Raw genomic sequence first — 24,866 nt, 5'->3', positions numbered from 1 at the left:
CTGAGGTTTTGGAGGCTTGAGCCGGATGATGGGAAACTGTCAAGTCCGGTTCTTAGGGGAGGAGGACGCGGCGACGTGTTCCTCCTTACCCGACAAGAAGACGGCTGGTGTGGATGGTGTGAAATCGCTAACCCCAAAGCAACGTTTCGCCTTGATAAATAAAATATCACTGGGTTCTAAGGTTAAGCCAACACGCCGAGTTTGGATACCCAAACCAGGGACAGATGAGGAAAGACCATTAGGCATACCGACAATGGAAGACCGAGCTTTGCAAGCGTTAGTCAAACTGGTGTTAGAACCAGAATGGGAAGCGCGATTTGAAGCTAACTCATACGGCTTCAGACCTGGGCGCTCATGTCACGATGCTATCGGAGCAATATTCTTGGCAATAAAGCAAAAATCAAAATATGTGATGGATGCCGACATTAGCAAATGCTTCGACCGCATTAACCATGATGTACTTCTCTCAAAATTGAATACCTATCCTACCTTACGGAGACAAATCCGAGCTTGGTTAAAAGCTGGTGTAATGGATGGAAACAAGCTGTTCCCAACTGATGAAGGTACACCACAGGGCGGGGTGATTTCACCTCTACTTGCCAATGTCGCCTTACATGGGCTTGAGGAATTGATTATGGGTTTAGCCCCAAAATTCGAGATGAGAGACTCTCGTGGTCATACTTGTGGATTACGAGACAAAATCAAATCGATTTCACTGATAAGATATGCTGACGATTTCGTAGTCCTCCATGAGGATGTAGAAGTCGTAAAGCTGTGTAAGGTTGAGATAGAGAAGTGGTTAAGTGACATTGGGTTAGAACTAAAACCGAGTAAAACAAAGATAGCCCATACCCTGAATAGACTAGATGGGGAAGAATCTGGATTTAACTTTCTAGGATTCAACATCAAGCAGTTTCCAGTAGGAAAATATAACTCGGGAATAGGGACTAGAGGTGTCTTATTGGGTTTTAAAACTATTATCACCCCCAGTAAGGAAAGCCAGAAGAGGCACTACAGAAAAGTTGCAGAAGTAATAAATAAGTCGCGTGGCTTAAATCAAGCGACTTTAATTAAGAATCTCAATCCTATCATACGGGGTTGGTGTAACTACTTCTGTTCAGTCGTCAGCCAGAAAATATTTGCAAGGCTGTGGCACTTAGTGGTTTGGAAGCTCCTCAAATGGGGTCGTCATCGTCATAGGAACAAAGGCAGAGGGTGGATACGCCTTAAATACTTCAAAACCGTAGAAGGCAATAACTGGGTGTTTGCAACCGGAGAGGGTAACAATCCTTATGCGCTAATACAACATAGCTCCACGGAAATAAAACGCTATGTAAAGGTAAAAGGAAAAGCATCCCCCTACGACGGTGACTGGTTATATTGGAGTTCAAGAATGGGAGTACACCCCGAAATACCTGCGAGAGTGTCTAAACTACTCAAGCGTCAAAAAGGGAAATGCACCCACTGCGATAACTACTTCAAAGATGGAGATTCGATAGAAGTTGACCACATCATCCCTAAATCGAAAGGTGGAAGGGAATCTTATGATAATTGGCAACTACTCCATCGACATTGCCACGACACAAAGACCGCCAACGATGGCAGTCTCGGTAACAAATCTAGCTGTAAAAGTGCTAAACCTAAGCCACCAGTGGAACCAAGCCTTTGGGTTTGGGAAAACGATATGTTGGTAATGACGTACTGATGACAACAGCCGTTTTATTGAGGAGCCCAATGATGGGAAACTATCACGTTCCGTTTTGGAGAGCAGTGGAGGGGGCGACTCCTTCACTGACTTTAATTATTTTGAGAAAAGTAGCCAGTAAGTTAGGTTTAGACCTAAACCAACTGGGTAGACGGTGTTTGACGACTCCCAGCGAGAGTTAGACTTTGGGTTTTACCCAAGCCTACTTTGTCCGCAGAATCTCAGCGTATGAAAGACCTGAGAGTGTCAAGATAGCCAAAAGATTTGGCGGACTAATTTTTTAAGTTCGATCGCGTCCTGACTCGTGCCCAAAAACGGATACTTGCTTTCGGACACTCGTCGCCCGCCACCTAAAATTTCCGACTCCTGTTCAACCCCCTGATTCACTGCGCTGGAAGTCAATCTAAAATCTCAAATCTACAGTCTAAAATCGACTGAATGGGGCTTTCCGGGCGATCCGGTTCGAGGGCTTACCTAACGGATTCGCGATCGCACTCAAGCGCGGCGGCCACCCTCTTTTAATATCTTGGAAAAAACTCGCTGAAATTGTTTATTCTGTCAATGAGATATCTATAACTTTGGAATGTGTGAATCATAAAAATGTCTGAATCACTAACAAAAGGAGGAACGATCGCAGCGATCGCCACTGCGATCGTTCCCCAACAAGGCAGCGTCGGCATTGTGCGAGTTTCCGGTGCCGCAGCCTTAAAAATTGCCGAAACCCTGTTTCGCGCTCCAGGAGGGCAAATTTGGGAATCTCACCGCATTCTTTACGGCCACATCCGCCGCCCCAAAACTCAAGAATTAGTCGATGAAGCTTTGTTGTTAATCATGAAAGCGCCCCGTTCTTTCACCCGCGAAGATGTGGTGGAGTTTCACTGTCACGGCGGCATTATGGCGGTGCAGCAAGTGTTGCAGTTGTGTTTAGAAAATGGGGCGAGATTGGCGCAGCCGGGAGAGTTTTCGCTCAGGGCTTTTTTGAACGGAAGGTTAGATTTAACTCAAGCTGAAAGCATTGCAGATTTGGTGGGAGCCCAATCGCCCGCTGCGGCACAAAGTGCTTTAGCTGGTTTGCAGGGAAAATTAGCCCAGCCAATTCGCAAATTAAGAGCAATTTGTTTGGATGTGTTGGCAGAAATTGAGGCGAGAATTGATTTTGAGGAAGATTTGCCGCCTTTAGATGAAGCTAAAACTTGTTTGGAAATCAATCAGATTTTGAACGAATTGTCAAGGATTTTGGCGACGGCCGATCGCGGTGAATTGTTGAGAACCGGTTTGAAAGTGGCGATTGTCGGACGCCCGAATGTGGGAAAGTCGAGTTTGTTGAATGCGTGGAGTAAGAGCGATCGGGCGATCGTCACAGATTTGCCCGGTACAACGCGGGATGTGGTAGAGTCGCAGCTAGTAGTGGGCGGGATTCCGGTGCAGGTGCTGGATACAGCGGGCATTCGGGAAACGGAGGATAAGGTAGAAAAAATCGGCGTAGAGCGATCGCGCGCCGCAGCCAAACAAGCCGATTTAGTATTGTTGACAATTGACGCAGAATCTGGTTGGACAGCAGGCGATCGGGAAATTTACGAACAAGTCAAGCACCGCCAGCTCATTATAATCATCAACAAAATTGACCTAGTAAAAACAATCCCAGAATTACCTTTTTCCTCGGAAATTCACCCGATAGTCACCGCGGCGGCCGCCTTGGATAGAGGTATAGAAGAATTAGAAACAGCCATATTAGATGCTGTCAGTGGCGGAAATTTGCAAGCAGAAAACTCAGATTTAGCAATCAACCAGCGGCAAGCAGCAGCTTTAACCAGAGCTAAAATTTCCCTGGAAGAATGCACGGATACTATTAACAATAAATTGCCGTTAGATTTTTGGACAATAGATTTGCGCGGCGCAATTCAAGCATTGGGGGAAGTTACGGGGGAAGAAGTGACGGAATCAGTCTTGGATAGAATATTTAGCAGGTTTTGTATTGGGAAATAGGGATGCAAAAGATGATTCAGCCTTAACAGTCAAAGGGATATTACAATGATGAGTTCAACCTGAAACAACCAACAAATAACAGCAGTGCCAATAACTATCTACCACATCACTCACATTCACAATCTAGAATCTATTATTTCTGAAGGTGGATTGTTAGCTTACAACGCTATGCGTGCTGCAAAAACTCAGTACACTAATATCGCCTACGAAAACATCCAAGATCGTCGCGCTAGAATCCGCGTTCCATGCGGTAGAGGTGGTGTACTACACGATTATGTTCCATTTTATTTTGCACCCCGTTCTCCGATGTTATATACGATTAATAAAGGCAATGTAGAAAACTACACTCAAGGTCAAACAACAGTCATTCACCTAGTTTCTAGTATAGAGAATATCGAGTCTGCGGGTTTAGATTTTGTTTTTACTGACGGTCATGCAGTCATGACATTTACCGATTTTTTTGACGACCTCAACTATCTAGGTGCGATCGACTGGGATGTTATGGAATCCCGTTACTGGAACGACACAAACGAAGACAACGACAGAAAGCGCAGGCGTCAAGCCGAGTTCTTAGTTCGCAACATTTTGCCTTGGCAGTTAATAACAGAAATCGGCGTTATCAATAATACAATCAAATCACAGGCAGAGAATATTTTACAAAATTTTACACATAAACCGTCAGTAATAGTTCACAAAAACTGGTATTATTAAGACAAAAAGATCGGGAAATTAAAGTGATTGAAATTCAGCAAGGCAACCTGTTAGAAGCAAATGCCGAAGCCCTAGTGAACACAGTTAATTGTGTTGGAGTTATGGGGAAAGGAATTGCCTTGCAATTCAAGCAGGCATATCCCGATAATTTTCGCAAATATGAAAAAGCTTGTCGGGCGAGCGAAGTGCAGCCGGGACAAATGTTTGTAATATCTACTGGCAATCTATTTAATCCTCGATACATTATTAATTTTCCGACTAAACGCCACTGGAAGGGCAAGTCAAAAATCGAAGATATTCAAACTGGACTAAAAGCTTTGATTCAGGAAGTAAAGCAATTAGGCATTACTTCTATTGCGGTTCCTCCGCTAGGTTGCGGGAATGGTGGCTTGGCTTGGCAGACAGTCAAACCGCTAATTGAATCAGCTTTTTCAGAACTGCCAAACGTGCAAGTTTTGCTGTTTGAACCGCAGGCTACTCCGCAAGCTGATTCGATGCGGGTGGCTACCGAAAAACCCCAAATGACTCGCGCTCGTGCCTTGTTTATTAGCTTGCTGGAATTGTACGGAATTCCTGGCTATCGCTTGACAATGCTGGAAATTCAAAAGCTAGCTTATTTTCTTCAGGTAGCAGGTGAACCACTAAAATTGCAGTATGTGAGAGAAAAGTACGGCCCCTATGCAAATAATCTCAATCATGTTTTGCAGAAGCTGGAAGGGCATTATATTCGAGGTTATGGAGATCGAAGCCGAGAGGCACAAATCTATGTGCTGTCGGAAGGTAAAATAGCCGCGCGGGAATTTTTAGAAAATGCTGCTGATGCTAATGTTAGACTAGAGCGTGTTAGCGGGTTAATTAATGGTTTTGAAACTCCTTACGGGATGGAATTATTGGCAACTGTTCACTGGGTTGTTTCGGAAAATAGGGAAGCTGCCGAGGATTCCGCAAGAGCGATCGAACTTGTGCGCGAATGGAACATCCGCAAGAGCGAACTATTTAAGCCTCAACATATTCGCAAAGCATGGGAGCGGCTTCGCGAGCAGAGTTGGTTTGTTTAGGATACCTTCTACCGTTTGATGCCTCATCCTCACGATCGCGGTCTGCCCAGAGTTGTGATATAAAGCACAGCCTCACTCGTAGGAATACCGAGAACGTCATTCACGAGATCGTCAAAAAAGCCCGCAATACCGCTGACACCCAAACGCAGTTGAATCGCTGCTAAATTCAACCGCTGGCCCAAATGACCCGCATCCATGTGCAAATATCGGTAAGCGCGATCGCCATATTTGGCAACAGCCCTATTCAAATCCGCCGTGTGAAACAACAGCGCCCCCGCATCTCTGCCCAAATCTTGCCCCAAACACAAATAATGCAGCTCCCTGCGGAAATTTTTGAACCGAATTTGCCGCAATTCTTGAGCTTTCGGAGCGTAATAATAACAACCTTCTTCTAACCCATGCACTCCCGAAACCGCAATAAAAGTCTGAATCAAACTCAGATCGAAATAGTCTGGATAACCGTCTAATCCTTGGTCGATATAGTGCTGCGACTGATAAGTAAAATCAAGCAACGCTAGGAGTTCGCCCAAGCTCAAAGAAGCACCTGTATAAGCACGGGTAGAACGCCTCTTCAGCATCATATTTTCTAAACCTTCCAGATTCACTCCCCAAGGAATCGAAGGTGTGACAGTCGAAACTTTAGTGCAAAATGGAAAGTTATATTTGTCCTCTAAATCTCCTTCACTTTCATCAAGTTTCCAGCCATCTACTCCAGTGGGATCTGATTCTAACTGTGTCGCTTTATGGAGGTATTCCAAAATTTGACCTTCGGAAATTTTCGGGTAATCTGTCGTCGTTTTTCCTGCCAAAGCCGTTTTAAACTTTGGCAAATTTTGGTCGATGTCTAGCAAGTCAGCTAAACCAATTAAACAGATCGCTCCTTCTTGCTGCGAGTCGATATACAGTAATTGATTGACAGCTTCGTCTGCGAATCCTCCAATCAGGTGAGGTCGGTAATCGTTGATGGCGCAAGCTAACTCGATATTGCTCAATAAATGACCAGTGTCGAGAAAGATTCGCCGATAAGCTCTATCTGCGTAACGCCAAGAAGAACGGAAGAAAACAGTGGTAACGGCGATCGCCAATTGGGTATTTTCTAACACCGGCGATCCGAAACAAGCCGCTTGCAGGGCCGGCCAAACTTCGCTGTCCCAAAAATGAACCAGCGAATGAGTTCTGCACTGATAATTGTAGAGTCCCGCCGGCAACTGTGGCGTACCCCGCGAGATTAAATAAACCTCTGCTGGGTAGAGCCCGCCCGCCGATGGTGCCGATCGCAAATACAGGTAGCTGTCATCTACCGTCTGCACCTTCGCCGTCAGCCCGTAGCTGCACAGCAACAAGCTGGACAACCGATGCCACCAACTGGCATCATCCGGGGAATTTGGATCGTCTGAGGGGTCTTTTAGATAAGGCTTCAGGTCAAAATACGCGCCAATTTTATATTCTTTGAACGGAACTGGTTGCTCTGTCCAATCTAGCTGTCTGCTTTTGGCAGCAAGGGTTTGGGGATCGTATTTCGTCCGTTCGTGGTAGTGCTGTGCAATGGAGGGAGGAAGTTCTGGCATATTTCAGTAGAGAATCAGCTTTGGTTTGTTTATCGATCTTGACATTACTGACGGCAAGCATGGTCGAGCAACCCAGAAATTTACAAATATAAAAAAAATCTTAGAAAAAATACGATCGTTGTTACACAAGCTTAACATAATAAGATACCTAAGTATAAATACGCAGAATAAGAACCATCAATTATCATTATGAATTGGCTGCAAAAGCTGTCGTCATTAAGGGTTGAAAATGCAAAAGCTAAGCGCTGAGGAATTGCTCGCTCAGTATTCTGAAGGCCAGCGAAACTTTAACGCCGTTGACTTAAGTGGAGATAACTTGTTTCAAGCAGATTTGCCAGAAATAAACCTTTCTGGTAGCGTGCTGACGCGAGCTTATTTGCCCTACGGAAATCTGACTCAAGCCAATCTTTACAAAACACAGTTACAAGATGCTGAATTGGGCGACATTCAACTTTATCAGGCAAATTTGTCTGAAGCTAATTTATCAGGAGCTAATTTATCTAGAGCAAATTTGCGCCACGCCAATTTGCAAGGAGCAAATTTGCATAAAGCCAATTTACAAGGTGCGGATTTGTACAATGCAGATTTGAGCAATGCCGATTTGAGATATGCTGATTTGAGCAGAGCTAATTTGGAGAAAGCAAAGTTAACCAAAGCTCAATTAGCTGGCTGCAACTTATTTCGAGCGCGCTTAGTGGATTTGTCCGACGCGGAGTGCGATCGCACTACCATCGGCCCGGAAGGATATTGATTTCGCAGCACTGCATTTGGGCGATCGGTCGAAAAAGGCGATCGCCATTTTTGATATTTCTTAACATTTCTCGACACCGCTGACAATGTGAGTTACAGTCGTAGAGAACTTATGGCTGTGCAATATTGACAATAAACAACACATATTTCCACATAAAAAAAGGTCAAACCTATGAACGATCCCGATGAAAAAGCCAGAGAACTCCGACACAAAGAACAACAACTTCGGAAGCGAGAACAAGAACTTCGACTCCGCGAACTAGAATCGGAAATCGAACGATCGGTACCAGAGAATATAACGAGAAAGTACGAAGAACCAGACAACAATACTCAAAGCAAACTGCAACTATGGCGCCGAAAAATCATAGCAATCAGTCAATTTACAGGTCTGGCAATTGTAGCGCTGGTTGCCCTGCGTGTAGCATCTTGGCTAGGAACTGCGGTGATGGTGGGAGCAATTGCTTTCATTGGTTACAAAATACTTTTTCAAGATAAGAATCCCAAGAATTAACTAACAGGCTATTGTAGTCATTTCAGGTCTGTACTGCACATTGTTCGCGAGGAATAGCGAATCAAATAACTTTTGCACGAACACCATCATGAAATAGCTTGGTTTTGAAATATCCAGCAGTAAACAATCAGAAAACAACCATGAACCTCAAAGTAGAAACTAGCAGCTTTCTCAACGATTTAGAGCGAGTATCCGCCGTGCGCCGAGAAATTGCCGATCGCCTGAGCAACATCGTCACATCCATAGAGCGATCGGAATTAGCCGGAATCGAAGCATCAGGAAAACTCGGTTTAGAAACAGACAGCGCCGACATCAATCTCGCCAGCAAAAACTTGCGCCAAGGAGTATTTCGGCTCCTCGTATTAGGCGACATGAAACGCGGCAAAAGCACTTTTCTAAATGCCTTAATCGGCGAAAACTTGCTTCCCAGCGATGTCAATCCCTGTACTGCTTTGCTGACAATTTTGCGCTACGGCCCCGAAAAAAATGTCACCGTTTATTTCAACGACGGCAAAAGCCCCAAACAACTCGATTTTAAAAGTTTCAAACAAGACTACACAATCGACCCCGCTGAAGCAAAACGCTTAGAATCAGAACAGAAACCAGCATTTCCAGATATCGACTGCGCCGTAGTAGAATATCCCTTACCTTTGCTAGAAAAAGGCATAGAAATAGTAGACAGTCCCGGACTCAACGATACAGAATCGCGCAACGAATTATCTCTCGGTTACATCAACAACTGTCACGCAATTTTGTTTGTACTCAGGGCAACTCAGCCTTGTACAATGGGTGAAAGACGTTATCTAGAAAATTATATCAAAGGTCGTGGATTAAGCATTTTCTTTCTGATCAATGCTTGGGATCAAGTGCGGGAAAGTTTGATCGATCCGGACGATCCTGAAGAAATGGCAGAAGCAGAACACAAACTGGGGCGGGTTTTCAAAGCTAATTTGGCTGAATATTGTTTAACAGAAGGACACGACATTTACGACGAGCGGGTGTTTCCAATTACCTCAATTAAGGCGCTCAGATTGCGGGTAAAAAACCCGGATGCAAATTTAGCAGGAACTGGTTTTCCGGAGTTTATGGCGTCATTGAATACGTTTTTGACGCAGGAAAGAGCGATTTCGGAATTGCGTCCGGCGAGGACTTTGGCGCGTCAAATTTCTGCTCGCGTCCGCGAAGCTGTCGGGCGCCGTTTACCATTGCTCGAACGGGATGTCAATGAGTTGAAGGACAAGATTAATTCTGTTGAGCCGGAGTTTAATAAACTGAGTCAGATTCGCGATGAATTTCAACAAGAAATTATCCGAGTTAGAGATAGTAAATCGCGGGCGATCGCAGATTCTTTCCGCACCTACGTTCTCAATTTAGAAAATACCTTTGAAACCGACTTTTTGCGGTATCAACCCGAGCTGAGATTTCTGGATTTCTTCAGCCAAGATAAGCGAGAAGCCTTTGAAGCATCGCTCAGACGAGCATTCGAGCAGTACATCAACGACAAACTAGCAGCTTGGACTCTCACGGCTGAACAAGAGATGAATTCAGCATTTTCGCAGTTGTCGCAAAGTGCAGCCAATTACGGAGCATCTTACACAAAAGTGACTGAAAAAATTACCGAAAAACTGACCGGGCAAAAAATCCCCGCAGCAGTCAGCAACTCAAACGAAGATAACTCGCCAGCTTGGGCAAAATGGGCGATGGGATTGTTTTCATTAACAACAGGAAACCTGGCGGGTGTAGCAATGGCAGGAGCTGGTTTCGACTGGAAAAATATCCTGCTCAATTTAATTACTGTATTGGGCGTCAGTACGATTTTTGCGAGTTTTACGGGGATTGTTTTGGGGCCACTGTACTTGGCTTTGCTGGGGATGGGTGTTGGGGTTTTGCAAGCAGACGGAGCTCACAAACAGTTAGTGAAAGCAGCTAAAAAAGAGTTGGTAAAATATCTGCCGCAGGTGGCTCAGGAGCAGTGGCAGCCGATTCACGATGCTGTGAAAGAGTGTTTTGATGTTTACGGGCGCGAAGTGGGCGATCGCATGAATGATGATATTAAGTCTCGGAAAGCTGAGTTGGATAATTTGTTGGAACAAAAGCAATCTCGGGAGATTAATTCTCAGGCTGAATCGCAGCGGTTGGAAAAGTTGGAGGCTGATGTTTCTGCTCAGGCGCAGAGTATAGAATCGGTTTATCAAGGTTTCTTAGCATCCGCTAACTGAAGCTCTAAGGTACGTAGTTGCGCTTCAGCGCTCTTACATATATAACTAAGAGCGCTGAAGCGCAACTACGTACCTAGGATTTGGAAAAGTTGGAGGCGTACCTAGGATTTGGAAAAGTTGGAGGCTAAGGTATGTTGTTGCGCTTTAGCGCTCTTACATATATAACTAAGAGCGCTGAAGCGCAACTACGTACCTCGGATTTGGAAGAGGACTGAAGTCCGCACGATCAAACCTTTTATAATCAAACAATGAGATAATTTTAAATATGCAACAACCCGAAACTTATCAAAATCTAACTAACTATCTCAAATCAGCACTGGGCATTCTCGAACTAGATAAAAACTCCCAACTTTACCGAGATACAACTTCTATTTGCGACTATCTCGCCAAACCAACTTTTCAAATCGCTGTCTTCGGCCCGTTTAATTACGGTAAGTCAACTTTGCTGAATGCTTTGCTTGGAAATCGCGCTTTGCCGATCGATCTTGTGCCCACTACAGGTGCTGCCATTTATGTCAACTACGGCGACGAATTGCACGCAAAAATCACCCTCAAAGACGGCACAGAAGTCAGCGAAGCGGGGACTGACGTGTTAAAACGCTACGCCATCCTCGACGATAACCGACAGATGCGGGATGATGTCGCAGCCGTGAATGTGTATTGTCCCCACCCATTCCTGAAAACGGGTGTGGAATTGCTGGATTTGCCCGGAACTAACGATCGCCAAGAACAGGATAACTTAGTTCGGGATAAATTGCTGACCGCTGATTTAGTTGTCCAGGTTTTGGACGCTCGCAAATTGATGACTCTGGGCGAACGGGAGCACTTGAGAGACTGGTTGAGCGATCGCCAAATTAACACAGTCGTCTTTGTTGCCAATTTTCTCAATCTACTCGAACCAGAAGACCAAAAACAAGTATACAATCGATTGTTGTTTGTTGCCGAAAGTTTTCGCTCCAACTTGCCGAACAATATCAGCAATATCTACCGCGTCGATGCTTTGCCGGCTTTGCGGGCGAGGCTAAAAGGAGATGTGGCGGCTGCACAAACTACCGGAATTGCCATGTTTGAATCGGCGTTGCAAAGTATAGTCGCAAGTCAACAGGAACAACTAGCAGTTAAGTTGCCGAGAATTGAAGCCATAGCTACTAAGATTTGTCAATCTCTGCGAGCGAAATCTGAAACTGTCGCCACCGAAATAACAGCCGCTCAACAAAAGCAAAAAGACCGAATTGAAATTAAACAAAAAGCTGAAAAACTGATTTCACAAGGCTTTCAAGCCAGCGTTTCCGACTTCGAGATTTGGCTTTACCAGCCCACACTTTTGCGGCGCTATCAATCGGAAATGGCGCTGTCGCTTCAGCAAGGAAGTTTTGATGCGTGGAAGACAAAATTTGAGCAAGATGTACTGAACCAGCGGGAAACCATTGCAGAATGGGTAAATAAAGCTTGCGAGTTCTTCGATCGAGAACAGCCGATCGCCCTTTTGATCTCGTTTCCCCCATCCCCGCAAATCGCGTTACCAGAACCGCCAACCGCCGCTGCTAAAAGGTCGATCGAGGGCGAAGTGACTCCAGTCGCGATCGCCACCGGCTTAGGTTGGCTGTTGGGCGGCCCAATGGGAGCAGCAGTAGTCGGCGGTGCTAGCTATATTTTGAAGAAAAGAACAGGCTATGAAAAGCCACCTGAATCGTCAGAAGCTTATCTAAATCAAGTAACAGAAATTTGCAACGAAGCTGCTAAAAACTATCTAATTGGTTTCAGTATCGATACTTTTTTAATGCTGCAACACTACAAGGAAATCGCCGCCAAAGTTATCTGTTTTCAAGACAGCAAAGAGCCGCTAAATATGAATGTTCAACAGTACCAGTTACAGTTAGTAAATAATTTAGTGGAAAATTTAGCAGCAGAATTAGATCGAATAAAAATCAGATGATTTTAGATTACTTTCATGGCACTGTCAAATCATCAATAACAGGCTTTCCGGCCAGCTATATCCTCCGTAGGGACACTCCAAGATCCCATTAGTGTCAACTTAAGCCGAAAGCCCACTAGGGTTTTAACCCCTGCCGGACTGCCGGACTCAGGGTTTGACGTTAAGTTGACACTCCTTGGGCAATTCCGTGTCCGTACCAAACCCGAATATGCTGTAAGTCCTGTTAACTAAATTTCATAGATTTCTAACGGTAAGTTGTCTGGATCTCTAAAAAAGGTAAACCGTTTTTCGGTAATTTCGTCAAGGCGAATTTCTTCTACTTCCACTTGTTGCGATTTCAAGTAAGCAACCGATGCTTCTATATCCTCGACTGCAAAAGCTAAATGTCTCAAACCGCAAGCTTCAGGATTGTTAACTCTTTTGGGAGGATGGGGAAATGAAAACAGTTCAATCATTGCGCTGCCGTTTCCGACTTGCAAATCTAGTTTGTAAGAATTCCTCTCGCTTCGGAAAGTTTCTTTGATTGTGGAACATCCCAAGACTTCTACATAAAATTTCTTTGACTTTTCGTAATCCGAGCAAATAATCGCCACATGATGTATTGCCTTTATTTCCATATTAAAAAAGTTAGTTAGTTGCGTTTTTTCAACAGCACAGCACGCTACTAACAATTATATTTGACTTCGAGCAAAACCTGCTAAATTCAGCACGCGCGGCGCAGCTATCCCGTAGGGAATCGCCCTATAAATTCCCCCGCCCAAATCTTAATTAGTAAAATTCCGCAAAAAAAGCACCCCACTTTGATAAAATGAGAGTTTTGCAGTCACTCACCCATTTGCATCTCAGGAGACAAGCACCATGGCCCGTATGTATTACAACGAAGACGCCAACCTAGACCTCTTAGCCAACAAAACGGTTGCTATCATCGGCTACGGTTCCCAAGGACACGCCCACGCCCTCAACCTCAAAGACAGCGGCATGAATGTCATTGTCGGTTTGTATCCCGGTAGCAAATCTGCCGCCAAAGCAACCGATGCAGGTTTAACTGTTCACCCGGTAGACAAAGCAGCCGCCGCCGCTGACTTCATCATGATTTTATTACCCGATGAAGTTCAAAAAACTATTTACAAAGAACAAATCGAACCTAACCTTTCAGCAGGAAATGTTTTAGCATTTGCTCACGGTTTTAACATTCACTTCGGCCAAGTTGTCCCCCCAGCCGACGTAGACGTAGTAATGGTAGCCCCCAAAGGCCCCGGACACTTGGTGCGCCGGACTTACGAACAAGGCGAAGGTGTTCCGAGTTTGTTTGCAGTATATCAGGATGCTTCGGGCCAAGCGCGCGATCGGGCAATGGCCTATGCTAAAGGTATCGGCGGCACCAGAGCCGGCATCCTCGAAACCACTTTCCGCGAAGAAACAGAAACCGACCTTTTTGGCGAACAAGTAGTTTTGTGCGGCGGTTTGAGCGCCTTAATTAAAGCTGGATTTGAAACCTTAGTTAACGCTGGATATCAACCAGAATTAGCTTATTTTGAATGTTTGCACGAAGTTAAACTTATCGTTGACTTAGTAGTAGAAGGAGGCCTCGCCAAAATGCGCGACAGCATCTCCAATACCGCAGAATACGGCGACTTAACTCGCGGCCCCCGCATCGTCACCGATGACACCCGCGCCGAAATGCGTAAAATTCTTAGCGAAATTCAATCCGGCCAATTTGCGCGCGAATTCGTTCTGGAAAACCAAGCCGGCAAACCGGGCTTTACTTCGATGCGCCGTCAGGAAGCAGAACATCCGATTGAAGAAGTTGGTAAAGATTTGCGCGCTATGTTTAGCTGGTTGAAAAAGCAAGCATAATCGATTTTGGATTTTAGATTTTAGATTTTAGATTTTTCGTTTTATCTAAGATCTAAAATCGCTAATCTAATAGTAATTGTCAAAAGTAGTCCTAGGGTGTGTCGCCACGAAAAATCCCTAAATAAGACAGAGAATCTCACAGCGACGCACCTGACAAGCAGCAGAAATAAACCCAACACCACTGAACAGACAAAAATCGGTCAATTGGTTCTTTCTTTGTCTTCCAACTTCCATCGGATTTCTGTCAACTGTCAACCCTTCTCTAAGCAAACCGTCAACCGTCAACCGTCAACTGTCAACCGTCAACCGTCAACTGTCAAAACTATCGACTAGGGTTTTTTTGCAAGTCCTCAATCTCCTTATCCCTTTCCTTGTTTACCTCTTTTGGCTTCACCCATGACGGCCACAAACTGACGAAGAACTTTCTACTTGCTAAGCTGGTATCTCTTACAGGTTTGGGGAGAAAAGTTAAACTGTCACCGTAAAGGGTAAACAGCGCTACAAACAGCAGCACTATCGGGATAATATTTTTTTTAGGCATGGCAGTTTCAGAGTTAAGTTTGTAAAAGTCCTTGTTTATATTTTGCCCTGGCGCGAACCAAAAATATCAGCGCTAAAGAAAAGAAATCCCAGGCATAAGCGGACGCAGCATGAAAAAGACAAGACTGCTAATTCGCAATATTATTCGACAAGGCTGACTACCAACTCACAATCTAAGTTCAAATGTACGGACTCGTGACACCTCAGAAACCCGGTTTCTTCGTAACTTTCTCGTTACTAAATGGGAAAACTCGTAGAAACCGGGTTTCTCGCCTATGCGTGGACAATCAAACTGTCCGAAGTATTTATGACTAATGGCTGCTGACTAATAACGTTCGCGAGTTCTTAAGGATCGCAAATTAAATAACTTACAATTTTCATTGTTATTGTGGGATGGGCGTCCCGCCCGTCCAGAAAGAACGGGCGGGACGCCCATCCCACAAATATGTGTAAATTATTTAATTCTCATTCCTAAGTTCGCACTAATAACTACTGTCAACTGTCAACTGTCAACTGTCAACTGTCAACTCACTACTTATTCCCTTGAATAAAATTTTGCACGACTGCATTAGTCTCAGGGGAAATTTCTGTTACCAGGCGCACTGGAATTGCATTGGTAGAAGCAAACTGCGCGTATTCGGGCGTTAGAAAAATAGCATATTTGTCAGCTTCTGCCGTTAGTTGAGCGGCAGTGGCCAGACTTATCGCTTTAATATAATTGCGTATGCTCACAGCTTGCTCGCCGACAACTTCATCGCCAGAAATTACTGTACTCGGTCTGCTAGCTTGGTCTAAGGTTGTACTCGGATCTTTGACGCTTAAGTGGGTTCCTCCTACAAAGCCGACTAGCCATTTGGGGGCGGTAATCTTTTGGAATCCGGCAATTTGTTCGACTAAGGCGGGTGTGGTTTTGTCGGCTGAAGATGCTACTATTAATGTAGGGATTTGAATGGCACTTAAACCCGTTTCTCCAAATAGTAATGATGTGGTGGGATTCATAACGATCGCCCTTTTTATCCTCACATCCCGCAATTGATACCGTTCTGCGGGCAATCGGGCCGCCGCGCACTGAATGCCTTCGCCCAAGCTAAACCCGATTAAATCCCCCTGACAGCGCTGTTTGAGCCCGGTCAATTGCAGTTCGGCACCGGCTACGGACAAGGCTGTGGCGCCGCCGAAGGAATAGCCCACGATCATCGATCGCTCGATCGCAATTTTCCCCTGCAAGTTATCATCAGTTTGGTTCAATTTTGCCAGTTCGTCGAGCACAAAACTGATATCTTTAGGACGGTCTAAAAACTCTCCAGAAGCGAGCAACTGAGACTTACCCGCGATCGCAGCCTTGGTATTTGTTTCGTTGCTTCCCGGATGTTCTACAGCAGCTACCACGTAGCCGTAGGACGCCAAATGCTCGGCTAAATAACGCAAATCCGTCCGCACCGAACCCAAACCGTGAGAAAACACGATCGTCGGTTTGTCCGCCGTCGCTGCTCTCGACCAATAGACATCAACAGGAATACGCCGATTGCGGGCGCTATCGTTCAAATCTAGCTTGAGAACCCGCACCGAATTCGGGCCGGGTTGGGTTGGGTCGAAAGGCGGGTTAAAGGCGGGTTTAGTGGCTGTTAATTGAGGTGCGATCGCGGCCATAAACCTCTGAGTTTGCCAAAAACCCGAGTTTAAATTGCTTAAAACTGCGAAAGCTCGATCGAGATCCACAACTACCCGCGAACTCGGATAAGATTCAATGAAACTCAATACCGATAAGCCTTCCGGCGCATTCGCCCCCAGCACCAAAGCCGCTCGCAGCGCTTCGACACCCGCACCGTCGCGCCTGGGAATGACTGTAGTCAAATCCGTCAAAATCGCAGTCCCGATGCGCGTATTTAGCAAGTTGCTCAAACCAACTACATTGAGAGGGATTTTCGCTTGAAGTGCTCCCAAAATTTGACTGCGCTGTGCGTCAGACAGCAGATTGGCGTATGCTTGGAGTCTCGGGGGGACTTTTCCGGTTTTTGCGAGCTCGCGCAAATCCGCCACCGAGATTGAGGATTCTAAAGGGCCTTTGCGGACAACAACTGTTTCTGTAGCTTTTGCAGGGGATATCATAGCGCCGAAAGTGCCGATCGCGATCGCGCCACAAACACTCGCGACTGAGGAAAACCATCTTAAATTTGGTCGGATGCTCATTTTTACCTGGTTCAACTAGAGGGATATCACTATATTCTTAAAATTGTCCCAGATACAGAGAAATTCTGTTCAAGTGTTGATAAATTGTCTGGGAATGCGATCGACAAAACCTCTCGGTATGTTTAAATGTCGATCGTCGCGATCCTATTAAGTATAATTGCCAATCAAACATGGCCATTTAGCTTAATGCACTACGCGAAATTGCGGTTGACATCATATTTTGTGTTTACTACGATAGTAAATAAAACCCTGCGATATCCCTGACCTTTGCATCAGAATGATCATTTTTCGAGTGCAGTGCGATCGTCCTCTGGCATTATATCGTTTCCGTCAGTCTTGAAAAAAATCAATTTACCTCAGCTATCAGGAGGATTTCAATGAATACACTGACACTTCCAGGCTACAAAATCACCACCTCAATCTCCGACGGGTTCAATACCAGCGTTTACCGGGGAATTAGACAGTCAGACGAACAACCAGTCATCATCAAAATCCTCAAGGCAGAATTTCCCACCCTCGAACAAATTACCCGCTTAAAAAACGAATATAAAATTACTCAGCATTTACACGCAGACAGCATCGTCACATATTACAGCCTCGAAACGTATCAAAACCGTCTCGCCCTGATTTCAGAAGATTTTGGAGGCAACTCCCTGGGTCAAATCATCTCAAAAAAGCTTGACTTAACAGCATTTTTAAACATTGGCATTCAGCTAGCATCAGCACTCAACTCGCTGCATCAAAACGGCATCATTCACAAAGACATCAAACCCTCCAACATTATCATCAACCTGGAAACAGGAATAGTTAAAATCACCGACTTCAGCATCGCTTCCCGGCTGAGCAAAGAAACTCCCCAAATTAACAGCGCTAACTTAGTTGAAGGTACAGTCGCCTATATGTCTCCCGAACAAACTGGGAGAATGAACCGCACCTTAGATTATCGCAGCGATTTCTATTCCCTAGGTGTCACATTTTACGAAATGCTGACAGGCAAATTGCCGTTTAAAAGCAACGATATTTTGGAACTGGTACACTGTCATATTGCCAAACATCCCGCGCCACCTTCTGAATGCAGGAGGAATTTAGAAAATAGCGATCTGGTTCCGCAAGTTGTTTCGGATATTGTGATGAAGCTTTTGGGAAAAAATGCCGAAGATAGATATCAAACAGCAGAGGGGATTAAGGCAGATTTAGAAAACTGTTTGAATTCTTGGCAGACAACTGGGGAAGTTGCTTATTTTGTACCCGGACAGTTGGATCGATCGGGACAATTGTCAATCCCTCAAAAACTCTACGGGCGAGAACTTGAAGTCGATAGTTTACTTGCTGCTTTTGAAAGGGTAGGGACACGGCAGTGCCGTGTCCCTACAGGTGATAGGGATTTACTCCCAGGGCGCAGCGAAATAGTCCTAGTTTCCGGTTATTCTGGGATTGGTAAAACCGCCATTGTCAATGAAGTTCACAAGCCAATTGTGCGACAGCGCGGCTATTTTATTAACGGCAAATTTGACCAATTTAAGCGCAACATTCCCTATGCAGCTTTGATTCAAGCTTTCGGGTCCTTAATCGGGCAGTTGCTGACTGAAAGCAGCGAAAATTTGCAAGCTTGGCGAGAAAAGTTAGCGGCGGCTTTGGGTACAAACGGTGCTGTGATTGTTGATGTAATTCCCGAGATTGAGCTAATTATTGGCAAACAGCCGGAAGTGCCACAACTGGGGGCTGCGGAATCTCAAAATCGGTTTAATCGAGTCTTTCAAGAGTTTATCGGCGTCTTTACTCGCGCAGAACATCCGCTGGTTATCTTTTTAGATGATTTGCAGTGGGCTGATTCGGCTTCGCTGAATTTAATGCAGTTGTTGCTTGGCAATTCGGAAAGTAAATACCTGCTGTTGATTGGTGCTTATCGGGATAATGAAGTTCATCCGACTCATCCGCTCGTACAGGCGATCGAGCAAATTGCCAAAACTGGTACTCCAGTCAATAATATTGTATTGCAACCGCTGGATTTCGGCAATGTTTGCGAATTAATTGCCGATACTATCACGGCTAACGACAAGGTGAGATTGCTGGCTGAGTTGATTTTCCACAAAACGGGCGGTAATCCTTTCTTCATCACGCAGCTTTTGCAAGCGCTGTATCAAGAAAATCTGTTACACTTTGAGTTGAGCAGCGGTAGTTGGCAGTGGGATTTAGCGCAGATTCAGGCGATCGGCATTACCGACAAAAGTGTCGTGGAATTGGTAGCCAGCCGCATCGAAAAACTTCCGGAAACTACGCAGCGAGTCTTAAAATTGGCGGCTTGTATTGGCGACACATTTACCCTCGATGTTTTGTCAATTGTCAACGAACAATCCCAGGCGCAAGCAGCTAGCGAACTCTGGGCGGCGCTGCAAACTGGATTGGTTCTCCCGTTGAGTAATGCTTACAAAATTCCCCTGGTTGGAGGCTGGGGACTGGATAATTTGCGATCGATTATTCCCGCTTCTCAATCCAAAATTGCCTACAAATTTCTGCACGACAGAGTGCAGCAAGCAGCTTATTCTCTGATTCCAGACGCCCAAAAGCAAGCAACGCACCTAAAAATCGGTCAATTGCTGCTCAAAAATACTCCCGTCGCTGAGATTGACGATAATGTGTTTGATATTGTCAACCAACTGAATGTTGGGGTTGAATTTCTCACAGAAAAAACCGAAAAAGATGAATTGGCAAAACTGAATCTGATCGCCGGGAAAAAAGCTAAAGCATCTAATGCTTACGAAGCTGCTGTCAGGTATTTGAATGTCGGCTTGGAACTCATTAACTCCTCCCAGTCCCCCGTTAGTATGCAGTCAAGTTGGGATACTGATTATGACTTGACGCTGAATCTGCACGTAGAAGCAGCGGAGGCAGAGTATCTGAATACTAACTTTGGGCGATCGCAAGAATTAGCGGATCTTGTTTTACAACAAGCTGTTAGCGTACTAGACAAAATTAAAGTCTACGAAATCCAAATCCAGTCTTATATGTCTCAAAACCAATTTAGTCAGGCTGTAGATTATGGGCTAAAAGCTGTGGAAATATTGGGGTTGTCCCTCTCTGAAATCCCCCCAGAGAATCTCGCTGGAATTAAGTTGCCTCAAATTGAGGAACTAGAAAAAGTACCTGTAATGACTGATGACTATCAGTTGGCGGCAATGCGGATACTCTCGGTGCTTCTTTCTCCGGCTTTTGGTGCAAAACCAGAACTCTTGCCACAGATCATCTTCACAATGGTCGATTTTGGTATGGAAAGCGGTTATTCAGCACTTGGGGCGATCGCCTATACTTGGTATGGTTTGCTGCTAAGTGCGGTATTGGGAGAGCTAAACGCTGGATATCATTCTGGACAACTAGGTTTGAAACTGTTAGACAAATTCAATGCTAAACAACTTAAATCCAAAATTTACAATATGTTTAACACTTTTGTTAGACATTGGAAAGAACACGCCAGGGAAACTATTGTATCCTTAATGGAAGGGATTCAATCTGGCTTAGAAACAGGAGATTTAGAGTTTGGCAGTTATTGTGCCATGAACTACTGCAATCACCTATTTTTGATTGGCGAGCCACTAGAAAATGTTGCACAAAAGCAAGGGCAATATATAAATTTAACACTGAACCTAAAGCAGGATTTTCCTAGTGTATTTATCAGAACTTGGTCACAAATGGTTTTGAATCTAATGGGGCGTTCGACCAATAAAAGTCAATTGATCGGGGATGAATTTAACGAAATAGAAATGTTGCCAAATTTGAAAGTTAATTGGTCTTTTTTTAATTTTTACTTTGCGAAAACACTTCTGCATTACTTGTTTAAAGAATACGATATGGCAGTTGCTAACGCATCTTTGGCGGTAGAATACGCAGGTGGGATGGTTGGCTACATGATGGTCGGCACAAACAATTTTTACTATTCCCTGGCACTCCTGGCTGTGTATCCAACTGCGGATAGTGCAGCACAAGAAAAATACTTGATGCAAGTAGCAGCCAATCAGGAACAAATGCAGACATGGGCGCACCACGCCCCGATGAACTACCAGCACAAGTACGATTTAGTAGAGGCTGAAAAAGCGAGAGTTTTCGGTAAAAATTGGGAAGCAGCAGATTATTATGACAAAGCTATTCAAGGAGCCAAAGAGCAAGGATACATCCAAGAAGAAGCACTCGCTAACGAACTTGCGGCCGAGTTTTATTTCTCTCGCAACAAAGACAAAATTGCTCAAGTATATCTCACAGAATCATACTACGGTTACATCCACTGGGGAGCGATCGCCAAAGTCAAAGATTTAGAAGCCCGATATCCCCAATTAGTCGCCCAAACCCTCAACCGAGAAACTAAAACCCGCGATTTAACTGTCACCGCCACGACAACAACCACCAGCAGCGATTTCAGTAAATCCTTAGATATCGGCACCTTCGTCAAAGCATCTCAAGCAATTACCAGCGAAATTGTCCTGGATAAATTGCTCGCCAGTTTGATCGAGATTTTGTTAGAAAATGCCGCCGCTCAAAAAGCTGTGCTGATGCTCTACAAAGATGATAGTCTTTTGATCCAAGCAGCTTGTACGTCAGAGCAAAATCAAGCCGTTGTCTTGCAATCCCTTCCCGTTGAAATTAGTCAAGATTTGCCAGTTTCTATTGTTAACTATGTTGCTCGAACTCAAAAAGACTTGGTTTTAAACAATGCAGCGTCAGACGGCTTGTTTACCGAAGATCCATATATTGTCAGCAGTCAGCCAAAGTCAATTCTTTGCAATCCAGTCATCTATCAGGGCCAACTCACAGGCATTCTGTACCTGGAAAATAACTTAGCAGTGGGTGCTTTTTCTCCCGAAAGATTGCAAGTTTTAAAAGTTTTGACTTCTCAAGTTGCGATCGCCCTAGAAAATGCTAAACTCTACGCAAAAGCACAACAAAAGTCGCAGCAACTAGAACAATCTTTGCACAAGTTGCAGCAAACCCAAGCTCAACTGGTGCAAACGGAAAAAATCTCAAGTTTGGGGCAGTTGGTAGCAGGAGTTGCTCACGAAGTCAATAACCCCGTTGGCTTTATTTCCGGCAATCTCCACCACGCTAATGATTATGTACGAGATTTGATTTGCATTGTCAATCTTTACCAGCAGCACTACCCACAGCCGGTACAGGAAATTGCAGAAGCAGCAGAAGATATGGAACTCGATTATCTGATGGAAGATTTGCCTAAAATGCTGGGTTCTATGCAGTTAGGAACCGATCGCATTCGTGATATCATGCAATCATTACGCAACTTCTCGCGCGTTGACGGTAATGAAAAAAAACCGGCCGACATTCATGCAGGTATCGAGAGTACGTTGATGATTTTACAGCACCGCTTGAAAGCTAATGCGGAACGTCCGTCAATTCAAGTGATTAAGGAATACGGCGACTTACCTGCGGTTGAGTGCTACAGCGGACAACTCAATCAGGTGTTTATGAATTTGCTCTCAAATGCGATCGATGCTTTGGATGAGTCGAATGCTTCACGTACTTACGCTGACATTGATAAGCATCCTAATATTATCACAGTTTGCACCGAAGTCAAGGATGTGAAGGAAGAAGGAATAAGGAAGAAGGAAGAAGGAAGAAGGAAGAAGGAAGAAGGAAGAGGGAATAAGGAAGAAGGAAGAGAGAATAAGGAAGAAGTAAGAGGGGGGAAAAGTGAGAGTTTTGCGGTGATTCGGATTAAGGATAATGGGCGGGGGATGGCTGAAGCAACGCGGTGTAAATTGTTCGATCCGTTTTTTACCACTAAGCCGGAGGGGAAAGGTACGGGATTGGGATTGTCGATTAGCTATCAAATTGTAGTCGAAAAACACGGCGGTGCGATCGAGTGTATTTCGGAACCGGGAAAAGGTGCGGAGTTTGTGATAGCAATTCCCTTAAATTAGAGAAGGATTAGAGAAGAAAACCGGGCGAATATAATTCGCGTCTATACAGACACTCACGCGCCTCCGCGGGTTGAAAAAAACCCGGCGAATATAATTCGTGTCTATACAGACACTCACGCGCCTCCGTGGGTTGAAGAAAACCCGGCGAATATGATTCGTGTCTATACAGACAACCGGGCGAATAGGATTCGCGTCTATACAGACACTCACGCGCCTGCGCGGGTTGAAAACGGGGAAATTAAAATTACCTTATTCTCTTCAACCTGCGGAGGCAGGTTTTGTTCGTATAGGCGCGAATTCTATTCGCCGTCTATCTGCATCTACAAACCTATTTAAAATCTAAAACCGGGAAAGGTTTCGCCGCTTCTATCTGCGCCGCTAATGCAATTAAAGTTGCTTCCGCCGCCGGCCGCCCGATAATTTGAATTCCCACCGGCAAACCGTTATCATCTAAGATGGCCGGAAGTGCGATCGCAGGTAAACCACTCGCATTAAATGGCGGACAAGGAGCAACCCAATTAATAATCCGCTGCAAAGTTTCCTCACAACTCAAATGGGCCCACTCCCCGATGCCAATGGGCGAGTGCATATAAGTCGGCAAAACTAACACATCAAAATTCTCAAAGAATCCCACAATCCGCCGTGAAATCACCTGCATTTGATTCACCGCCCGCAAATATTCCCCAGCCCCAACAGTCCTTTCCAACAACCAGCGATTCATCGGTTCCAAAACCTTGCCTGGAATGCCGCTTGCTGCCGCCCCAGACTGCCAAATTACTGTAAACGGTTCGATTAAACCTGTAAAATCCGGGCATCCCGGTTCGACATCGTGACCCAAATCTGTCAGTAATTTTACGGTTTCGAGTACGGCTTGCTGACACACAGGCGCTGCCTCACCCACGGGAGCAATACTGGTAGAAAAAGCAATTCGCAGTTTGCCCAACTTTTCGCCGGAAGCCTCTAAAAACGTGGGATTTGGGTCTGGTAGCCAGTATGGATCGCCTGTGGTGTAGCCTGACATCACATCCAACAGGGCGGCGGCGTCAGCGACGGTGCGGGCGAGAGGGCCGTTGGCAGAAATTCCGCTCAGGTAATCTCCGACTGGTGCCCAGGAAACTCGCCCGCGCGAGGGTTTAATGCCCACTAAACCGCAGGCGGAAGCTGGGCCTCGGATCGAACCGCCGCCGTCTGAACCTTGGGCGATCGCGCATAAACCCGCCGCTACGGCCGCCGCTGAGCCGCCGCTGGAACCTCCGGGCGTGTAGTCTAAATTCCAGGGATTGCGCGCGGGCCGGAAACCTGGGGGTTCGCTGTAAGGCAATGAGCCTATTTGAGAGGTTGCTGTTTTGCCCAGAATGTTAAATCCGGCTGCTTCGATCCGCCAGACTACTGACTCGTTGTAGGGAGATATGTTACTGTGCAAAGCCTGAACTCCGTAAGTACACGGAATGCCGGTAACTGGTGTCAAGTCTTTAATCGCGATCGGCACTCCGAAAAACGGCGGCAATTCCTCTGACTTGTTTAAGCCTGCTAGGTGTTCGGTTTGCGCTGTCGCCAGCTCGATCGCCCGATCGGCAGTTACTGTAAAATAACTACCAAGTTGATGGTTTAATCGATCGATCCGTTCCAAGTACACATTGGCAATTTCTAGGGGCGAAATTTCCCGAGCGCGGATCGACTTCGCCAAATCCAGGGCTGAACTAAAAGCCCGATCGACAGAATTCATAGGTGTAAGTCCTGAATGGTTCGGCAAAGTATATATTTATAGCTGGTAAAAGTATAGTCATCTATTACATGACACGGGAGGCATTGAGTCCCTCCCCTTTCGCTTTCACTTCGAGCGGATTAACCCGCCTCGGCTGAGCTACGCAGCTCTCTATCCCATTGCTGAAGGCATTTGGGATTGCTTTT

General features: G+C 45.3%; 16 protein-coding genes. 10 read left to right on the top strand and 6 right to left on the bottom strand.

Features of this window, described 5'->3' with window-relative positions; translation table 11 throughout:
• Positions 1-109: 109 nt before the first annotated feature.
• Positions 110-1,705 (top strand): group II intron reverse transcriptase/maturase, encoded by a 1,596-nt coding sequence (gene ltrA / locus JGK36_RS30050; protein ID WP_366035322.1) that lies wholly within the window; start codon positions 110-112, stop codon positions 1,703-1,705.
• 246 nt (positions 1,706-1,951) lie between these two features.
• Here ltrA and JGK36_RS30045 read toward each other — a convergent pair whose 3' ends face one another.
• Positions 1,952-2,107 (bottom strand): hypothetical protein, encoded by a 156-nt coding sequence (locus JGK36_RS30045; RefSeq protein WP_293178697.1) that lies wholly within the window; start codon positions 2,105-2,107, stop codon positions 1,952-1,954.
• A gap of 198 nt (positions 2,108-2,305) precedes the next feature.
• Between JGK36_RS30045 and mnmE the strand changes: the two genes are divergently transcribed.
• The 3 genes from mnmE to JGK36_RS30030 all read left to right on the top strand — a co-directional run bounded on the left by mnmE (position 2,306) and on the right by JGK36_RS30030 (position 5,460).
• Complete coding sequence (gene mnmE, locus JGK36_RS30040; protein WP_293178700.1) at positions 2,306-3,691, top strand: tRNA uridine-5-carboxymethylaminomethyl(34) synthesis GTPase MnmE; 1,386 nt, start codon at positions 2,306-2,308, stop codon at positions 3,689-3,691.
• A gap of 84 nt (positions 3,692-3,775) precedes the next feature.
• A complete protein-coding gene (locus JGK36_RS30035; protein WP_293178703.1) occupies positions 3,776-4,402 on the top strand; it encodes a DUF4433 domain-containing protein in 627 nt (208 codons plus the stop codon).
• Between the two features lie 23 nt (positions 4,403-4,425).
• Complete coding sequence (locus tag JGK36_RS30030) at positions 4,426-5,460, top strand: macro domain-containing protein (protein ID WP_293178705.1); 1,035 nt, start codon at positions 4,426-4,428, stop codon at positions 5,458-5,460.
• A 29-nt stretch (positions 5,461-5,489) separates the two neighbouring features.
• Here the strand turns inward: JGK36_RS30030 and JGK36_RS30025 are convergent, their stop codons facing one another.
• Positions 5,490-7,028: a SagB/ThcOx family dehydrogenase gene (locus JGK36_RS30025; RefSeq protein ID WP_293198937.1), complete on the bottom strand. Its 1,539-nt coding sequence runs from the start codon at positions 7,026-7,028 to the stop codon at positions 5,490-5,492.
• Positions 7,029-7,257: 229 nt separating this feature from the next.
• Between JGK36_RS30025 and JGK36_RS30020 the strand changes: the two genes are divergently transcribed.
• The 4 genes from JGK36_RS30020 (at position 7,258) to JGK36_RS30005 (ending at position 12,444) form a co-directional block, all read left to right on the top strand.
• Positions 7,258-7,779, top strand: coding sequence for a pentapeptide repeat-containing protein (locus JGK36_RS30020; RefSeq protein WP_293178709.1), 522 nt, complete (start codon positions 7,258-7,260; stop codon positions 7,777-7,779).
• Positions 7,780-7,950: 171 nt separating this feature from the next.
• Positions 7,951-8,289: a hypothetical protein gene (locus JGK36_RS30015; protein WP_293178711.1), complete on the top strand. Its 339-nt coding sequence runs from the start codon at positions 7,951-7,953 to the stop codon at positions 8,287-8,289.
• Between the two features lie 140 nt (positions 8,290-8,429).
• Complete coding sequence (locus tag JGK36_RS30010) at positions 8,430-10,508, top strand: dynamin family protein (RefSeq protein ID WP_293178713.1); 2,079 nt, start codon at positions 8,430-8,432, stop codon at positions 10,506-10,508.
• A 265-nt stretch (positions 10,509-10,773) separates the two neighbouring features.
• A complete protein-coding gene (locus JGK36_RS30005) occupies positions 10,774-12,444 on the top strand; it encodes a dynamin family protein (RefSeq protein ID WP_293198935.1) in 1,671 nt (556 codons plus the stop codon).
• A gap of 227 nt (positions 12,445-12,671) precedes the next feature.
• Here JGK36_RS30005 and JGK36_RS30000 read toward each other — a convergent pair whose 3' ends face one another.
• Complete coding sequence (locus tag JGK36_RS30000) at positions 12,672-13,061, bottom strand: VOC family protein (RefSeq protein WP_293178716.1); 390 nt, start codon at positions 13,059-13,061, stop codon at positions 12,672-12,674.
• A gap of 241 nt (positions 13,062-13,302) precedes the next feature.
• On the opposite strand from JGK36_RS30000, the gene ilvC reads away from it, so the two are divergent.
• On the top strand, positions 13,303-14,301 hold the full coding sequence (ilvC, locus tag JGK36_RS29995; RefSeq protein WP_293178718.1) for a ketol-acid reductoisomerase: 999 nt from the start codon (positions 13,303-13,305) through the stop codon (positions 14,299-14,301).
• A 322-nt stretch (positions 14,302-14,623) separates the two neighbouring features.
• On the opposite strand, the gene JGK36_RS29990 is transcribed toward ilvC, so the two are convergent.
• Both JGK36_RS29990 and JGK36_RS29985 read right to left on the bottom strand, forming a co-directional pair.
• Entirely contained in the window at positions 14,624-14,842 is a 219-nt protein-coding gene (locus tag JGK36_RS29990; RefSeq protein WP_293198933.1) for a hypothetical protein, read from the bottom strand.
• Between the two features lie 530 nt (positions 14,843-15,372).
• Positions 15,373-17,031 carry an alpha/beta hydrolase gene (locus JGK36_RS29985; RefSeq protein WP_293198931.1) on the bottom strand — a complete coding sequence of 553 codons (1,659 nt, stop codon included), beginning with the start codon at positions 17,029-17,031 and terminating at the stop codon, positions 15,373-15,375.
• Between the two features lie 377 nt (positions 17,032-17,408).
• Here JGK36_RS29985 and JGK36_RS29980 point away from each other — a divergent pair, with 377 nt between their 5' ends.
• Positions 17,409-22,955, top strand: a complete 5,547-nt coding sequence (locus tag JGK36_RS29980) for an ATP-binding sensor histidine kinase (RefSeq protein ID WP_293198930.1) — start codon at positions 17,409-17,411, stop codon at positions 22,953-22,955.
• A 328-nt stretch (positions 22,956-23,283) separates the two neighbouring features.
• Here JGK36_RS29980 and JGK36_RS29975 read toward each other — a convergent pair whose 3' ends face one another.
• Positions 23,284-24,681, bottom strand: a complete 1,398-nt coding sequence (locus JGK36_RS29975) for an amidase (RefSeq protein ID WP_293178726.1) — start codon at positions 24,679-24,681, stop codon at positions 23,284-23,286.
• Between the last annotated feature and the right edge of the window lie 185 nt (positions 24,682-24,866).

Origin of the sequence: Microcoleus sp. PH2017_35_SFW_U_B (assembly GCF_020737865.1) — a bacterium.
Classification (GTDB): domain Bacteria; phylum Cyanobacteriota; class Cyanobacteriia; order Cyanobacteriales; family Microcoleaceae; genus Microcoleus.
The sequence above is the reverse complement of the archived record's forward strand: the minus strand, read 5'-3'. Positions and strand labels throughout refer to the sequence as shown.

What these genes read in the sequence shown, in the direction of transcription:
- JGK36_RS30020 (WP_293178709.1), top strand. Translation starts at nt 7,258, where the DNA reads ATGCAAAAGCTAAGCGCTGAGGAATTGCTCGCTCAGTATTCTGAAGGC.
- ilvC (WP_293178718.1), top strand. Translation starts at nt 13,303, where the DNA reads ATGGCCCGTATGTATTACAACGAAGACGCCAACCTAGACCTCTTAGCC.
- JGK36_RS30000 (WP_293178716.1), bottom strand. Translation starts at nt 13,061, where the DNA reads ATGGAAATAAAGGCAATACATCATGTGGCGATTATTTGCTCGGATTAC.
- JGK36_RS29985 (WP_293198931.1), bottom strand. Translation starts at nt 17,031, where the DNA reads ATGAGCATCCGACCAAATTTAAGATGGTTTTCCTCAGTCGCGAGTGTT.
- JGK36_RS29990 (WP_293198933.1), bottom strand. Translation starts at nt 14,842, where the DNA reads ATGCCTAAAAAAAATATTATCCCGATAGTGCTGCTGTTTGTAGCGCTG.
- JGK36_RS30015 (WP_293178711.1), top strand. Translation starts at nt 7,951, where the DNA reads ATGAACGATCCCGATGAAAAAGCCAGAGAACTCCGACACAAAGAACAA.
- JGK36_RS30025 (WP_293198937.1), bottom strand. Translation starts at nt 7,028, where the DNA reads ATGCCAGAACTTCCTCCCTCCATTGCACAGCACTACCACGAACGGACG.
- JGK36_RS29980 (WP_293198930.1), top strand. Translation starts at nt 17,409, where the DNA reads ATGAATACACTGACACTTCCAGGCTACAAAATCACCACCTCAATCTCC.
- mnmE (WP_293178700.1), top strand. Translation starts at nt 2,306, where the DNA reads ATGTCTGAATCACTAACAAAAGGAGGAACGATCGCAGCGATCGCCACT.
- JGK36_RS30005 (WP_293198935.1), top strand. Translation starts at nt 10,774, where the DNA reads ATGCAACAACCCGAAACTTATCAAAATCTAACTAACTATCTCAAATCA.
- JGK36_RS29975 (WP_293178726.1), bottom strand. Translation starts at nt 24,681, where the DNA reads ATGAATTCTGTCGATCGGGCTTTTAGTTCAGCCCTGGATTTGGCGAAG.
- JGK36_RS30010 (WP_293178713.1), top strand. Translation starts at nt 8,430, where the DNA reads ATGAACCTCAAAGTAGAAACTAGCAGCTTTCTCAACGATTTAGAGCGA.